The sequence below is a fragment of the Azospirillum sp. VT-I1 genome, from assembly GCF_055698305.1.
Genome location: NZ_CP168806.1, coordinates 296,354 through 310,555 on the forward strand (window position 1 = coordinate 296,354; position 14,202 = coordinate 310,555).

General features: G+C 68.0%; 15 protein-coding genes and 1 pseudogene. 11 read left to right on the top strand and 5 right to left on the bottom strand.

All coding sequences use genetic code 11. From position 1 onward, the window contains the following. Window positions 1–113: 113 nt before the first annotated feature. Complete coding sequence (locus AB8P05_RS29870) at window positions 114–521, top strand: hypothetical protein (RefSeq protein ID WP_472761635.1); 408 nt, start codon at window positions 114–116, stop codon at window positions 519–521. On the opposite strand, the gene AB8P05_RS29875 is transcribed toward AB8P05_RS29870, so the two are convergent. Continuing rightward, on the bottom strand, window positions 515–1,474 hold the full coding sequence (locus AB8P05_RS29875) for an ROK family protein (RefSeq protein ID WP_472761636.1): 960 nt from the start codon (window positions 1,472–1,474) through the stop codon (window positions 515–517). The genes AB8P05_RS29870 and AB8P05_RS29875 overlap by 7 nt on opposite strands. 273 nt (window positions 1,475–1,747) lie before the next feature. Here AB8P05_RS29875 and AB8P05_RS29880 point away from each other — a divergent pair, with 273 nt between their 5' ends. The 7 genes and pseudogenes from AB8P05_RS29880 (at window position 1,748) to AB8P05_RS29910 (ending at window position 8,545) form a co-directional block, all read left to right on the top strand. After that, window positions 1,748–2,512 carry a hypothetical protein gene (locus AB8P05_RS29880; RefSeq protein WP_472761637.1) on the top strand — a complete coding sequence of 255 codons (765 nt, stop codon included), beginning with the start codon at window positions 1,748–1,750 and terminating at the stop codon, window positions 2,510–2,512. Between the two features lie 388 nt (window positions 2,513–2,900). Further along, complete coding sequence (locus AB8P05_RS29885; RefSeq protein ID WP_472761638.1) at window positions 2,901–3,806, top strand: ABC transporter permease subunit; 906 nt, start codon at window positions 2,901–2,903, stop codon at window positions 3,804–3,806. Window positions 3,807–3,811: 5 nt separating this feature from the next. Next, window positions 3,812–5,302 carry a high-affinity branched-chain amino acid ABC transporter permease LivM gene (gene livM, locus AB8P05_RS29890; protein ID WP_472761639.1) on the top strand — a complete coding sequence of 497 codons (1,491 nt, stop codon included), beginning with the start codon at window positions 3,812–3,814 and terminating at the stop codon, window positions 5,300–5,302. 11 nt (window positions 5,303–5,313) lie between these two features. Next, a complete protein-coding gene (locus AB8P05_RS29895) occupies window positions 5,314–6,201 on the top strand; it encodes an ABC transporter ATP-binding protein (protein WP_472762010.1) in 888 nt (295 codons plus the stop codon). Window positions 6,202–6,204: 3 nt separating this feature from the next. Next, window positions 6,205–6,906 (top strand): annotated as a pseudogene (locus AB8P05_RS29900) (ABC transporter ATP-binding protein); the annotation flags it as partial. 9 nt (window positions 6,907–6,915) lie between these two features. Further along, a complete protein-coding gene (locus AB8P05_RS29905; protein ID WP_455175743.1) occupies window positions 6,916–7,275 on the top strand; it encodes a DUF6867 family protein in 360 nt (119 codons plus the stop codon). A 169-nt stretch (window positions 7,276–7,444) separates the two neighbouring features. Continuing rightward, a complete protein-coding gene (locus tag AB8P05_RS29910) occupies window positions 7,445–8,545 on the top strand; it encodes a branched-chain amino acid ABC transporter substrate-binding protein (protein ID WP_472761640.1) in 1,101 nt (366 codons plus the stop codon). A gap of 87 nt (window positions 8,546–8,632) precedes the next feature. On the opposite strand, the gene AB8P05_RS29915 is transcribed toward AB8P05_RS29910, so the two are convergent. Beyond that, complete coding sequence (locus AB8P05_RS29915; protein ID WP_455175741.1) at window positions 8,633–8,911, bottom strand: hypothetical protein; 279 nt, start codon at window positions 8,909–8,911, stop codon at window positions 8,633–8,635. A gap of 228 nt (window positions 8,912–9,139) precedes the next feature. On the opposite strand from AB8P05_RS29915, the gene AB8P05_RS29920 reads away from it, so the two are divergent. Then, entirely contained in the window at window positions 9,140–9,346 is a 207-nt protein-coding gene (locus tag AB8P05_RS29920) for a hypothetical protein (RefSeq protein WP_472761641.1), read from the top strand. Between the two features lie 29 nt (window positions 9,347–9,375). On the opposite strand, the gene AB8P05_RS29925 is transcribed toward AB8P05_RS29920, so the two are convergent. Next, window positions 9,376–10,473, bottom strand: a complete 1,098-nt coding sequence (locus AB8P05_RS29925; protein ID WP_472761642.1) for an MBL fold metallo-hydrolase — start codon at window positions 10,471–10,473, stop codon at window positions 9,376–9,378. Window positions 10,474–10,686: 213 nt separating this feature from the next. On the opposite strand from AB8P05_RS29925, the gene AB8P05_RS29930 reads away from it, so the two are divergent. Together AB8P05_RS29930 and AB8P05_RS29935 are read left to right on the top strand one after the other, a co-directional pair. Continuing rightward, window positions 10,687–11,730: an OmpA family protein gene (locus AB8P05_RS29930; RefSeq protein ID WP_472761643.1), complete on the top strand. Its 1,044-nt coding sequence runs from the start codon at window positions 10,687–10,689 to the stop codon at window positions 11,728–11,730. 202 nt (window positions 11,731–11,932) lie between these two features. Then, on the top strand, window positions 11,933–12,601 hold the full coding sequence (locus AB8P05_RS29935) for a response regulator transcription factor (protein WP_455175738.1): 669 nt from the start codon (window positions 11,933–11,935) through the stop codon (window positions 12,599–12,601). An 11-nt stretch (window positions 12,602–12,612) separates the two neighbouring features. Here AB8P05_RS29935 and AB8P05_RS29940 read toward each other — a convergent pair whose 3' ends face one another. Beyond that, complete coding sequence (locus AB8P05_RS29940; protein WP_472761644.1) at window positions 12,613–13,332, bottom strand: hypothetical protein; 720 nt, start codon at window positions 13,330–13,332, stop codon at window positions 12,613–12,615. A 163-nt stretch (window positions 13,333–13,495) separates the two neighbouring features. After that, the gene (locus AB8P05_RS29945; RefSeq protein WP_455175736.1) at window positions 13,496–14,149 is read right to left on the bottom strand and encodes a bifunctional 4-hydroxy-2-oxoglutarate aldolase/2-dehydro-3-deoxy-phosphogluconate aldolase; all 654 of its coding nucleotides are present in this window, start codon (window positions 14,147–14,149) and stop codon (window positions 13,496–13,498) included. Window positions 14,150–14,202 lie beyond the last annotated feature (53 nt).

A 14,202-nucleotide genomic window follows, 5' to 3' on the forward strand; every position in this document is an offset into this window, starting at 1 on the left:
CTTGGGCATGGCGGCACCGGGATGGGTAACGCGCCTCCGCATTGGACGGCGCGGGCGCTTTCCGTTCGACTGCACCTTCAGATCCGTTTTTCCGGACGAAAGGTGCCTGTTCGATGACCCGCGTTGCTTCCGCTGCCAGAGCCGCCGCCAGGACCGCTGCCGTCGCCGCCCTGTCCCTTCTCGGGATGGCGGCGCTGTCGCTGCCGGCCAACGCCCAGAAGCAGGACTATGCGCCCTGGGTGTACGACCAGATGGTGCCGACCGGGCCCTTCATGCGCAACATGGATCAGGCGCAGCCGCTTCCCGGCCCGGCGCCGTCCCATTGGGGCGCCACGCGGGCGGGCGAGCACCGTGCCGGCATGACGCGCTACGGCACCGACGTCAAGCGGAACAACCGCCACTATTCCAACACCCACACGCTGACGCCGCCGCCGGTGGATCCCGCCGCCGCCCGCCGGGTGATGGCCCCGCCGCGCAGCGCCGACGCCCCGGCAACCCCGCGGACGGCCCAGCCTCAATAATCCGCGCCCGGCATTTCCCCCGGCCGCCACAGCCATGCAGCGCCGCGCACGCCACTGGAATCGCCATGGCGGGCGCGGCGCACCGGCGTGTCCAGCCGGTCGGTGAAGGCCCACGGCTCCATCGCCGCCGGCAGCCGGTCATACAGCAGGCCCGCGTTGGACAGGCCGCCGCCCAGCACGATCACGTCCGGGTCCAGCAGGTTGACGACGGCGGCCAGCCCGCGGCCCAGCCGGCCGACCAGCCGGTCCGCCGTCGCGGCGCATCGGGGATCGCCGCCGGCCGCGCGCGAGAGGATCGTCGCGGCGTCCAGAGCCTCGCCGGTGGCCGCCAGATGGTCCGCCGCCACCGCCGGCCCGGAGACAAAGGTTTCCAGGCAGCCATGCCTGCCGCAATAGCAGACCGGACCCGGCCGCTCCGCGTCGGTCGGCCAGGGCAGAGGATTGTGCCCCCACTCCCCTGCGATGGCGTTGCGCCCGCCCAGCGGCCGGCCATGCACGACGATGCCGGCGCCGCAGCCGGTGCCGAGGATCGCCGCGAACACCACGCCGCAGCCGGCCCCGGCGCCGTCCGTCGCCTCCGACACCGCAAGGCAGTTGGCGTCGTTCTCGATCCGCACCGGCCGGCCGAGTGCCTGGATCAGATCGCGGGTGAAGTCCTTCCCGATCAGCCAGGTGGAGTTGGCGTTCTTGACCAGCCCGGTGGCCGGCGAGATGGCGCCCGGAATGCCCAGCCCGACGGTCGCCTTGCCGCCCTCCGGGATTTCGCCTTCCAGCCTTTCCACCAGATCGCGGATCGTCGCGACGGTCCCGCCGTAATCGCCCTTGGGCGTGGGAACCCTGTGGCGGGCCATCTCGTTTCCCTGACGGTCGAGCAGGATGCCCTCCGTCTTCGTGCCGCCCAGATCGATGCCGATGCGGTGCCCGCTCGCAAAACCTGATCCGGTGGCTGCCATGTTGCGTGACCCGTCTGACCGTGGAAAGCCCATCCATAGCGTCGCCGGCCCCGGCGCGTCCAGCGATGGCGGCTGCCCGAAAGGTCGGTCGCCGAAGGGGAGATCGCGGTTGCGGACCCGCGTGTCGACTCCGCCGCGGTCGTGGGACAAAACGCAAGCGGCCGGCAAATACCATTGACCAACCCCGGCGTTCGGGTAGAAGGTCGCCGACTGTCGGGCGGTCCAGCACCCCGCCCCAACCCGTCCTGTCGTACCGCGCCACCGGAGCCCCTGATGAGTCGCCAGCGCGCTGCCCTCCGCCTCTCCCTGAAAGCCCTGACCGGCGCCGCCGTCCTCGGCGCGCTGTTTGCCCTGCCTGCGCCCGCCGACGCGGCCGCCGCCAAGGAGGCCGCGAAGCCGGCCGCTGCCAAGGCGCGGCCGACCAAGGCGAGCACGCCCGCCGCGCCCGCCTGCTACAATCGGGCCGAGCACGCGGCCGAGCAGATGATGCGCCTGCACACCGAGATGATGGTGGTCGGCCTGACCTGCCGCACCGTGGTGCCGGACAAGAAGCCGTTCGACCTCTACCAGGACTTCTCGGTCAAGAACCGCGCCCTGCTGTCCAATTCCGAAGCGTCGCTGATCAGCTATTACAAGCGTTCGGGCAGCGGCGGCAACGCTACCCGCCAGTTCGACATGTTCCGCACCGAACTGGCGAACGAGATCAGCCGCCGCGCCGCCACCATCGGCATCCCGCAATATTGCGCCAACTTCGTCGACCGCTCGGTGGCCGCCAAGGACCTGACCGCCGACGACCTCCGCACCCTGACCGCGGACGAGAAGAACGCCGGCCTGATGCATCTGGCCAGCCGCCCGCTCTGCGACGTCAAGGTGGTCAGCGGTCCGGATCCGGTCATCGCCGTCGCCCAGGCCACCCCGGCTCCGGCCGCGAAGGCCACGGCTGCAAAGGCGAAGGCTCCTGCCAAGACCGCCGCTCCGGCCAAGCCGAAGCAGAAGGTCGCCGCCGCTCCGGCCAAGCAGTCCGTCGCCGTGCGCTGACGCGGCAACGCCCGGTTTCGGATCAGGCTTTCAGAACGCCCTGCCGGCAGCCGCCGGCGGGGCGTTTTGCATATGTCCCGTCCCGCTCATCGTTCGACGCATGCGGACAGCACAAATCTGTCTTGCAAAAATCTGTCAGGCTGGTACTACCGAAAAGGTCAGGGGGAACGCTCGCCGAACGGCCCGGCCGGGTAGGGACCGCATCCTCCGAACAGGAAAAATCATGGTCCGTCAGACCGATAGACGGAACTCCGGATGATACGGCATTCCGTTTGGTGACTGGACGGGCTGCACCAGACAGGGGGCTTGCTGTTGCGTGACCGGTGTGCCGAGTGTGCCCGTGCCGCCGCACCCTGCCTTTGCGCCGTGCTGAAGGTGGGGTGAGGACATGGACTATTTTCTCCAGCAATTGATCAACGGCTTGTCGCTTGGGGCGATTTACGGCCTGATCGCGATCGGCTACACGATGGTGTACGGCATCATCGGGATGATCAACTTCGCCCATGGCGAGATCTACATGATCGGCTCCTTCGTGGCGCTGATCACCTTCCTGGCCATCGGCGCGCTCGGCATCACCTGGGTGCCGCTGGCCCTGCTGGTCATGCTGCTCGCCTCCATGCTGTTCACCAGCGTCTATGGCTGGACGGTCGAGCGCATCGCCTACCGGCCCCTGCGCTCCTCGCCCCGGCTGGCGCCGCTGATCTCCGCCATCGGCATGTCGATCTTCCTGCAGAACTACATCCAGCTCCTCCAGGGCGCCCGCTCCAAGCCGCTGCAGCCCATCCTGCCCGGCAACCTCACCCTGATGGACGGCGCCGTCTCCGTCAGCTACGTCCGCCTCGCCACCATCGTCATCACCCTGATCCTGATGGTCGGCTTCACCATGCTGATCAACCGCACCTCGCTGGGACGTGCCCAGCGCGCCTGCGAGCAGGACAAGAAGATGGCCGGCCTGCTCGGCGTCAATGTCGACCGCGTCATCTCCCTGACCTTCGTCATGGGTGCGGCCCTCGCCGCCGTCGCCGGCATGATGGTGCTGCTGATCTACGGCGTCATCGACTTCTACATCGGCTTCCTGGCCGGGGTGAAAAGCTTCACCGCCGCCGTGCTCGGCGGGGTGGGGTCGCTGCCCGGCGCCATGCTCGGCGGCGTGGTCATCGGCCTGATCGAGGCCTTCTGGTCCGGCTATGTCGGCTCCGAATGGAAGGACGTCGCAACCTTCTCCATCCTCGTCCTCGTCCTGATCTTCCGGCCCACCGGCCTGCTCGGCCGGCCCGAGATCGAGAAGGTGTAAGCGCCATGACCACCCATTCCAACACCGTCTCGTCCACCGCGGGCGGCGCTGCCCGCGGCGTCGACTGGGCCGCCACCATCAAGGACGCCGGCCTCGCCGCCTTCGTGGCCCTGCTGCTGACCGTGCCGCTGGTCGGCCTGCGCACGGTGGACCGCCCCACCGGACTCGGCATCGAGGCCCGGCCGGAGGAGGTCGTCGCCTCCATCGCGCTGGTCTTTTTGGGCCGCCTCGGGCTCGGGCTGATCCGTCAGGGCATGGCGCTGCCGGTGCTGATCCTGGCGCTGCTCTGCGCCGGCGTCGGGCTGCTGCTGCCGATGCCGACCCAGGTGCTGCGCCTCGTGCTGGTGCTGGGCGGCGGCGTCATCGCCATCCGCGCCGCCATGACGGTCGCCACCGGCCGCTCCAAGCTGTCCCAGGCCGACCGCGACAAGCGCATGGATCGCATCGCCGCCAAGGTGCAGCACGCCAGCCGCTACATCGGCCCGGTCGCCGTGGCCTTCGCCGCCGTCCTGCCGCTGACCCCGCTGGCCGACCGCATGATCCTGGACATCGGCATCCTGCTGCTGACCTACATCATGCTGGGCTGGGGCCTGAACATCGTGGTGGGCCTCGCCGGCCTGCTCGATCTCGGCTATGTCGCCTTCTATGCGGTGGGCGCCTACAGCTACGCGCTGCTGGCCCATTACTTCGGCCTCAGCTTCTGGGTCTGCCTGCCGCTGGCGGGCGTGCTCGCCGCCATCTCCGGCGTGCTGCTGGGCTTCCCGGTGCTGCGGCTGCGCGGCGACTATTTCGCCATCGTGACGCTCGGCTTCGGCGAGATCATCCGCATCATCCTGGTCAACTGGTACCAGTTCACCGGCGGCCCCAACGGCATCTCCGGCATTCCGCGGCCGAGCTTCTTCGGCATCGCCGACTTCTCGCGCAGCCCGGCCGAGGGCATGGCCGCCTTCCACGAGATGTTCGGGCTGGAATTCTCGCCGCTGCACCGCATCATCTTCCTCTACTACCTCATCCTGGCGCTCGCGCTGGTGGTGAACCTGTTCACGCTGCGCGTGCGCAAGCTGCCGCTGGGCCGGGCGTGGGAGGCCCTGCGCGAGGACGACATCGCCTGCGCCTCGCTCGGCATCAACCGCACCAACATGAAGCTGGCGGCCTTTGCCATCGCCGCGATGTTCGGCGGCTTCGCCGGCTCCTTCTTCGCCACGCGCCAGGGCTTCATCAGCCCGGAGAGCTTCACCTTCATCGAGTCGGCGATCATCCTCGCCATCGTGGTGCTGGGCGGCATGGGCAGCCAGATCGGCGTGGTGGTCGCCACGCTGCTGGTGATCGGCCTGCCCGAAGCGTTCCGCGAGCTGGCCGACTACCGCATGCTGGCCTTCGGCGCCGGCATGGTGGTGATCATGCTGTGGCGTCCGCGCGGCCTGCTGGCCCACCGCGACCCGACCATCCTCCTGCATGGCGGACGCAACCCCGCCGCGACGGGAGCCGCGAAATGAGCGCCGCACCGATGAATACCGAAAAGCCCTTGCTGACGGTCGAACACCTGACCATGCGCTTCGGCGGCCTGGTGGCGAACAACGACGTGTCGTTCGAGGCGCGGGCGGGCGAGATCACCGCGCTGATCGGCCCGAACGGCGCCGGCAAGACGACGCTGTTCAACTGCGTCACCGGCTTCTACACCCCCACCGTCGGGCGGCTGACCCTGCGCCACCCCACGGGCAAGGAGTTCCTGCTGGAGCGGATGCCGGGCTACCGCATCGCCCAGCTGGCGGGCGTGGCGCGCACCTTCCAGAACATCCGGCTGTTCAGCGGCATGAGCGTTCTGGAGAACCTGATCGTCGCCCAGCACAACAAGCTGATGCGGGCGTCCGGCTTCGCTATCGCCGGCCTCTTGGGCCTGCCCGGCTTCCGCAAGGCCGAGCATGAGGCGGTGGAGCTGGCGAAATACTGGCTGGACCGGGTCCGCCTGACCGAGTTCGCCGACTGGGAAGCCGGCAACCTGCCCTATGGCGCCCAGCGCCGGCTGGAGATCGCCCGCGCCATGTGCACGGAGCCGGTGCTGCTGTGCCTGGACGAGCCGGCGGCCGGCCTGAACCCGCGCGAGTCGGGGGAGCTGGCCGAGATCCTGACCTTCATCCGCGATGTGCAGACGCCGCAGGGCCACCGGACCGGCGTTCTGCTGATCGAGCATGACATGAGCGTGGTGATGCGCATTTCCGACCATGTGGTGGTGCTGGACTATGGCCGGAAGATTTCCGACGGCACGCCGGAGCATGTGAAGAACGACCCGGCGGTGATCCGCGCCTATCTGGGCGAGGACGAGGACGAGGCGCTGCCGCCGGAGGTGGCGGCCGACCTGCACATCTCCCCCACCGCCGGCCAGAAGGGAGCCTGAGCCATGTTGAAGGTATCGGGCGTCCACACCTTCTACGGCGCCATCGAGGCGCTGAAGGGCATCGACATCGAGATCGGCGCCGGCGAGATCGTCTCGCTGATCGGCGCCAACGGGGCGGGCAAGTCGACGCTGCTGATGACGATCTGCGGCAGCCCCCGCGCCCGCCAGGGCCGGGTGTTCTTCGAGGGCGAGGACATCACCGACCTGCCGACCCACGAGATCGTGCGGCGCGGCATCGCGCAAAGCCCGGAAGGCCGTCGCATCTTCCCGCGCATGACGGTGCTTGAGAACCTGCAGATGGGCTCCATCGTCGCGCAGCCCGGCAGCTTCGAGCGCGAGCTTGAGCGGGTGCTGACGCTGTTCCCGCGCCTGAAGGAGCGCATCAACCAGCGCGCCGGCACGATGTCGGGCGGCGAGCAGCAGATGCTGGCGATCGGGCGCGCTCTGATGAGCCAGCCGCGGCTGCTGCTGCTGGACGAGCCGTCGCTGGGTCTGGCGCCGCTGATCGTGAAGCAGATCTTCCAGGTGATCGAGGAGATCAACCGGGAACAGAAGATGACGGTGTTCATGGTGGAGCAGAACGCGTTCCACGCGCTGAAACTGGCGCACCGGGCCTATGTGATGGTGACGGGGAAGATCACGATGACGGGGACGGGGGCGCAGCTGCTGGCCGACCCGGAAGTGCGGGCTGCCTATCTGGAAGGGGTCACTGAGATGGAGACGATCCTTGGCTCTTCGCTTCCGGTGTTCGTGTTCCTGACGGTGCTGGTGTTTGGCGGCTGCGGCGTGCTGACCGGCCAGACCTTGGCGGAGGGCTGGAAGCCGGTGTCGAACGTGCTGGCCTACTCGCTGCTGCTGGGGGTGGGCGACCGCTTCCTGGCCTGGGGCCTGTTCGGCGAGCAGCTGCTGTCGCTGTGGGGCTTCATCGTCCACACCGCGGTGATCGCCGTCATCACGCTGACGGCGCACCGCATCGCCATCGCACGCCGCATGGTCAACCAGTATCCGTGGCTCTATGAGCGCGCCGGCCCGTTCGCTTGGCGCGAAAGGACCGGTGTGTCCACCAACGAATAAGTCATTAGGAATAGACCGTACGGCTGATTGGTGCCCGTGAAACTGTCGCACACCGCACCACTTGGGGTATGGTAATCTGGAAACCGCCGGAGGGGACCCGGCGGCAAGGCCCGCAAGGGCCGGGGGTATGTTGCAACAGGGACCATTCACAGAACAGGGAAGCACACCCATGAAATTCAAGCTGTCCCTTCTCGCCGCGATCGCGGCGACCGCGCTCTCCGCCACGGCCACCAAGGCCGACATCGCGGTGGCCACGGCCGGCCCGATCACCGGCCAGTACGCCACCTTCGGCGAGCAGATGAAGAAGGGCATGGAACAGGCCGTCGCGGACATCAACGCCGCCGGCGGTGTCCTGGGCCAGAAGCTGAAGCTGGAAGTCGGCGACGACGCCTGCGATCCCAAGCAGGCCGTCGCCGTCGCCAACCAGCTGGCCAAGGCCGGTGTGAAGTTCGTGGCCGGCCACTTCTGCTCGGGTTCGTCGATCCCGGCCAGCCAGGTCTATGCCGAGGAAGGCATCCTGCAGATCTCCCCGGCTTCGACCAACCCGAAGCTGACCGAGCAGGGCCTGAAGAACGTCTTCCGCGTCTGCGGCCGTGACGACCAGCAGGGCCTGATCGCCGGCAAGTATCTGCTGGACAAGTACAAGGGCAAGAACGTCGCCATCCTTCACGACAAGTCGGCCTACGGCAAGGGTCTGGCCGACGAGACGCAGAAGGCGCTGAACGCCGGCGGCCAGAAGGAAACCATCTACGAAGCCTACACGGCCGGTGAGAAGGACTATTCCGCTCTGGTTTCCAAGCTGAAGCAGGCGAACGTCGACGCCGTCTACATCGGTGGCTACCACACCGAAGCCGGCCTGATCGCCCGCCAGATGAAGGACCAGGGCATGAAGGCCATCATCGTGTCGGGTGACGCGCTGGTGACCAACGAGTACTGGGCCATCACCGGCGACGCCGGCGAGAACACCATGATGACCTTCGGCCCGGATCCGCGTGAGAAGCCGGACGCCAAGGCCGTCGTGGAGAAGTTCCGCAAGGCGGGCTATGAGCCGGAAGGCTACACCCTGTACACCTACGCGGCGCTCCAGATCTGGGCCGATGCGGTGAAGCAGGCGAACTCGACCGACGCTGCCAAGGTTGCCGAAGTCATGCGCAAGGGCAACTACAACACCGTCATCGGCAAGATCGGTTTCGACGCCAAGGGCGACGTCACCAGCCCGGCCTATGTCTGGTACAAGTGGCAGAACGGCCAGTATGCCGAAGTGAAGTAAGCGAAACGCATCCGCGTTCCGCGGAAGGGGGCCGGCATTCTGTGCCGGCCCTTTTCCATTTCCATCGGACCCGCTTTTTCAGCCGGGTCAGGGAATAGGTCGGGGAACATAAGCGACGGATTGGGCCACGGACGGTTGCGCCGCGGCAATGGCCGGCGAAGAGAGGCCGGATGCGATCCGACGGCCCGACCGCTCGGTCAGCAGCCGTTCGGAAGTCCGCATCACCTCCCGCCAGAAGGCGGCGGCACGGGTGTGGTTGGCGGCCGTGAGTTCGACAAGACGAACGCGGCTCATTCGAATCGCGGTTTCGCCCAGTTCATCAACCAGGCGGGTCGCGAAGACAAGCACGTCGAGATCGGTGTTCATGACCGCTATGAACCCACAGCCGCGACTTTTGTTCCAGCTTGAAACCGCACTGCGGCAAAGGGTCATCGGGGGTGCCCCGGACGTGCTGCGCTGCAACAACGCATATGCGGCATCCATGAACGGTCACCGAACGGACACTCGCCACGACGGGGGTGTTTTGTGCTTCAATGGCGCCCTTCGCGGCGGCCGTGACGGCAGCCGGTATGGGATGGGTTTTGGAGAACGAAAATGCGCAGAAAGCGCGAGGTGATCGAGGGGCAGATTTATCGCAAACTGTCCCCGAGCGGCGGCTATTGGGAAGTCGTCGCCATCCGCAAGGACGGCATGGGCACCCAGCATGCCCAGATGAAGCGAACCGATGACCCGAAGACGCTGAAGACCCTGTCGGTGTCGACCCTGCTCGACTCCCAGCAGTTCGAGATCGTCACCGAATAGCGGCCTTTCCGGCAGGCATGCGCGGGGCGTCAGGCCTGCCCGGCGCCGGGGCCTCGCCGGTAGAGGGAGACGTCCGACCCGCCCCGTCCGCCGCCGCCGTCCACACGCTCCAGCCGCCCCTTGCGGATCAGATGGTTGAGGTGAGCCACCGCTTCGCCCACGGCGAAGACGGTCTGGTGCGGATCGAGCGGGCGCGGGAACAGGGCCTGCGTCACCTCCGCCGCCGTCCGGGGCGATGCGCAGAGCGATTCGATCTCCGCCAGCCGTTCGGCATGGTGGAGGGCCAGATCGTCGGCGCGCCGGTGCAGGCCGCGGAAGGGACGGCCGTGTGACGGCAGGACCAGCGTGTCGGCCGGCAGGACGGCCCAATCCTTCAGGCTGTCGAGATAGTCGGCGAGGGGATCGGCGTCCGGTTCGGTCGGCCAGACGCTGATGTTCGGGCTGATCCGCGGCAGGATCTGGTCGCCGGAGATCAGCAGGGCCGGGGCGTCATCATTGCCGTCGCCGTCAGCCGGGCGGTACAGGCTGACCGGTTCCGCCGTATGGCCGCTGCCGCCGATCACGGTCCAGAGACGGTCGCCCACCGGCAGCCGGTCGCCCGCCCGCAGACGCGTCAGCGTGGCCGGCACGCCGGGGACGCCGCGGTTATAGGCCCCCCGGCGGGCGAGCACCGCGTCCAGCGTCTCCGGCGCCAGCCCGCAGCGGCGGTAGAAGCGCTCCACCGCGGCATCGGCGGCGGCATCGTTGCCGGCCGACAGCGTGCGGGCGAACAGCCATTCCGTCAGCGAGGTGGCGAAGGCGGCGCCGGTCCGCTCCACCAGCCAGTCGGCTGCGCCGATATGGTCGGGATGGAAATGGGTGACGACCACCCGCTCCACCGGCCGGCCGCCCAGCGCGTCGCGCAGCAGCTCCTCCCACAGCGCGAGCGTGCGCCGGTCGCCCAATCCGCAATCGACCAGTGTCCAGCCGGCAGCCCCGCCGTCCAGCGCCCAGACATTGATGTGATCGAGCTGGAAGGGCAGCGACAGCCGGATCCACAGCACGCCCGCCGCCACTTCCTGCCAGCCGCCGGGGTCCGGGGTGGAGCAGAGGGGGTAGTCGATCGCATCGTCCGGGGTAGAGGGCATCGTGGCGTGTGTCCAAGTCATTGTTATCGCGACAGGAAATGCCATCGCGGGCGATGAGGCAAATCTGCAACAGGAAAGCCGGCCCTGCGTGGGCGGGATTGGAAGCCGGTCCGGCGGATTCCATTGTCGGGGCCGGAGCCCGTTCTGTCACGCGTTTCGCCGCAGGCCGGGATGTCCCGATCCGCCAACGCCGTCAACGATGGGAACAAGAACATGACGATGCGTGGGATTCTGCTGGGCACGGCACTGGCCGTCGCCGTTCCTTCCCTGGCCGTTCCGACCGCCGCCTTCGCCGCGCCGGAAGGCTTCTACGTCGGCGCGGGGGCCGGCGTGAACTGGACCGAGGATGCCGATCTCGGAAGCTATCCGGCCCCGGGCCTGGGCCTGAAGGAGGAGTTCAAGATCGGCGGCATCGGCGACATTTCGGTCGGCTACGCCACCGCGATGGGCCTGCGCGCCGAACTGGAGGCGGCCTGGCGTTGGCGCAACAGCGTCGACGGCACCAGCAGCGCCACCCCCGGCCTGAACGGTCTGGGCGGCAAGATGAGTTCGGTCGCCTTCATGGGCAACCTGCTGTACGACTTCAACATCGGCCTGCCGATCACGCCTTATGTCGGTGCCGGCGCCGGTATCGCCGGGGTGAAGCAGACGCTGAACGGCGCCAGCGACCGCGACTGGGTCTTCGCCTACCAGGGCATCGTCGGCGCATCCTATGCCATCAACGACAATGTGGCGGTGACGCTGGACTACCGTTACTTCGCCACCGTCGATCCGGAGTTCGAACTGGGTCCGGTGACCTCGAAGGGCGAGTACCGCAACCACACCATCCTGGCCGGCCTGCGCTATACCTTCGGCGGCCCGTCGCGCGCCACGCCGGTCGCCGCCCCGGCTCCGGCCGCTCCGCCGATGGCCGCCCAGCCGCAGAGCGAGTATCAGGTGTTCTTCGATTGGGACAAGGCGGCGATCACGCCGAATTCCGCCAGCATCATCGGCGATGCCGCCGAAGCGGCCAACCGGGCCCGCGCCGTCCGCATCCAGGTGATCGGCCACACCGACACCTCGGGCTCGCCGACCTACAACCAGCGGCTTTCGATCCGCCGGGCCGAGGCGGTGCGACAGGCGTTGATCGCGCGCGGCACGCCGGCCAACATGATCTCCATCGAAGGGGTGGGCGAGAACCAGCTGATGGTCCCGACCGGTCCGAACGTGCGCGAGCCGTCGAACCGCCGCGCCCAGATCCTCATCAAGGTCTCCTGATCGGCGGAAGCCGGATCGGCGCTGTCGATCGGCTTCCGGTGCGGACCTGCACGCGGGGGAGGGGGCGGATGACCTCCCCCGCGTGATTCTTTGCGGATCTTCCCGGCATTGCCATGCCCGGACGTGCGAAGGAGGTAGCGCCGGCCGTTGCGTCAGCGTATGACGGAGCAGCACGCGAGGCATCTTCGGTCCGAGACGTTACATGCAGGTTCTGATCGCCGACGATCATTCCATCGTCCGCAGCGGCTTGACCCATCTGGTGGGTGAACTGGACGAGCAGGCCGCCGTGGTGGCGGCCACCAGCTTCAGCCAGTTGAACGCCATCCTCGATTCGTCGATGCTCGAAGGGGGGACCCCGTTCGACCTGATCGTGATGGATCTGCGCATGCCCGGGCTGGGCGGGCTGGACGACGTCGAGGCGCTGGTGAAGCGCGTGGCGCCGGTCCCGGTCGCGGTCTTCTCCATGATCGAGTCGCCGGACGAGATGCGCGCGGTGCTGTCGCGCGGCGTGCGCGCCTTCATCCCGAAATCGACCGACGACGTGCTGGTGGTCAACATCCTGCGGCTGGTGATGGCGGGCGGCTCCTACGTGCCGCCGGTCCTCGGCATGCCCGGGGCTCCTGCCGCCGCCGGCGCTTCGCCCGCGCGGGGCGGCGCGCCCAGCGTGTTCGACGGGCTGACCCGGCGCCAGCTGGAGGTTCTGGACCTGCTGGCCCAGGGCCTGTCGAACCAGGAGATCGGCGAAAGGCTGGGCCTGAACCTGTCCACGGTGAAGACCCATGTCACTGGCGTGCTGAAGGCGCTCGGCGTCGGAAGCCGCACCCAGGCTGTCCTGCTGGTCAAGGAATCGGGGCGCGACCGTCTGGTTTGAGGCCGGCCCCCTTACAGCAGCGCGTTCAGCAACGACCCGCGCCCGCCATAGGCGCCGGCGGTCCCGCCCAGCATCATCGAGGCGGGGTTGGTGGAGGCGCTGCCGGCCCCCAGGATCGCCGCCAGCCCCTGCAGCTTGGTGTTGCCGCCGAAGGGGTTGTCGCCCTTGGCCGGCTGCTTGGCGATGGTGTCGTAGTCCTTGCTGTAGTTGCCCATGCGCAGCTGGACGCCGTAATTCTTGGCATCCTTGACCGGAACGTCCTTCTCGCGGGCGATGCGCATGGTGTAGTCGCCCTTTTCCAGCGTGAGCTGACCGGATTTCAGCTTCTGGAAGGCGTCATAGGTGGCGCCGGCATCCTTGTTGCTGTCGGCTATGATCTTGCCGCCGCGGTCCATCAGCTGCAGCCGCACCCCGGCGTCGCCGACGGTTCCCAGCGTCACGGCGCCGGACGTGGTGACGTTGAATTTGTAGAAGTCGGCGGGATCGTTGGACGCCAGGGAGCTGAAGACGTTCAGCCTGCTGGTGTCCTTCACCAGCGTGCCGATTCCGGTCGCAAAGGGCGCTGCGTTCAGCGCCGACTTGTTGACTGTCTGCTCATACTCCTGGACCTTGCCGGTCGCGCCGCCGTTGCCGGCCGCCTGCTGCTGCACCCGCTTGACCGCGGCATCGATCGACTGCTGCAGGCTCTGGGCCATGCTGCCGACATCGGCGTAGCTGGACAGGCTGACCATGGCGTTCTCTCCCTCGTTCCGCATCCCTTGCGGGAATGGCGACGGGGGCTTTGCAGAATGCGGGCCAGTCGTAACGTGTTGATAAAGAAAGGAACTCCGTCATGCCTGTCCTGCCGCCCGGCAGCTTTGCCCCGGCCGGGCGGCAGGATTTTCCTATTGGGGATCAGGCGGCCTTGGCGGCGCGGTAGGCGTCCATCAGCTGGCGGCCGGCGGCCAGGATGGCGTCGCGGTCGCCCTTCTTGACCAGCCCCTCGTCGACCAGCTTGCCGCCGGCACCGACGCAGGCCACGCCGGCCGCGACATAGGAGGCCACGGTGGTGGCGTCGATGCCGCCGGTGGGGACGAAGCGGACGCCGGGGAAGACCGACTTCAGCGCCTTGATGTGCGCAGGGCCGACGGTGGAGGCCGGGAAGATCTTGATGGCATCGGCGCCGGCGGAGATGGCGGCATGCACCTCGGTCGGGGTCAGGGCGCCCATCAGGCAGGCCACGCCATGGTCGCGGCAGGCGGCGGCCACCTTCGGCACGACGCAGGGCGACACGACATACTTGGCGCCGGCCTTCACCACGTCGGCGACGGCGGCGGGGGTCAGGACGGTGCCGGCGCCGATTAGCGCGCCGCCTTCCGCCGACAGCTCCTCGATCAGGCCGACGGCACCGGGGGTGGTCATGGTGATCTCGAAGGTGCCGTAGCCGGCTTCGCGCAGCCAGCTGACGGCGGTGCGCGCCAGATCGGCGGAGCTGTTGCGGATGACCGGAACGACGCCGTAGGCGACGAGCTGGTCCAGGATCTCGGAAGCGGTCGGGGTGGTGGACATCAGGATTCCTCGGGACTCTTCTGGGGGGACGGGGGAAGTGAGGGAGCGGCGGA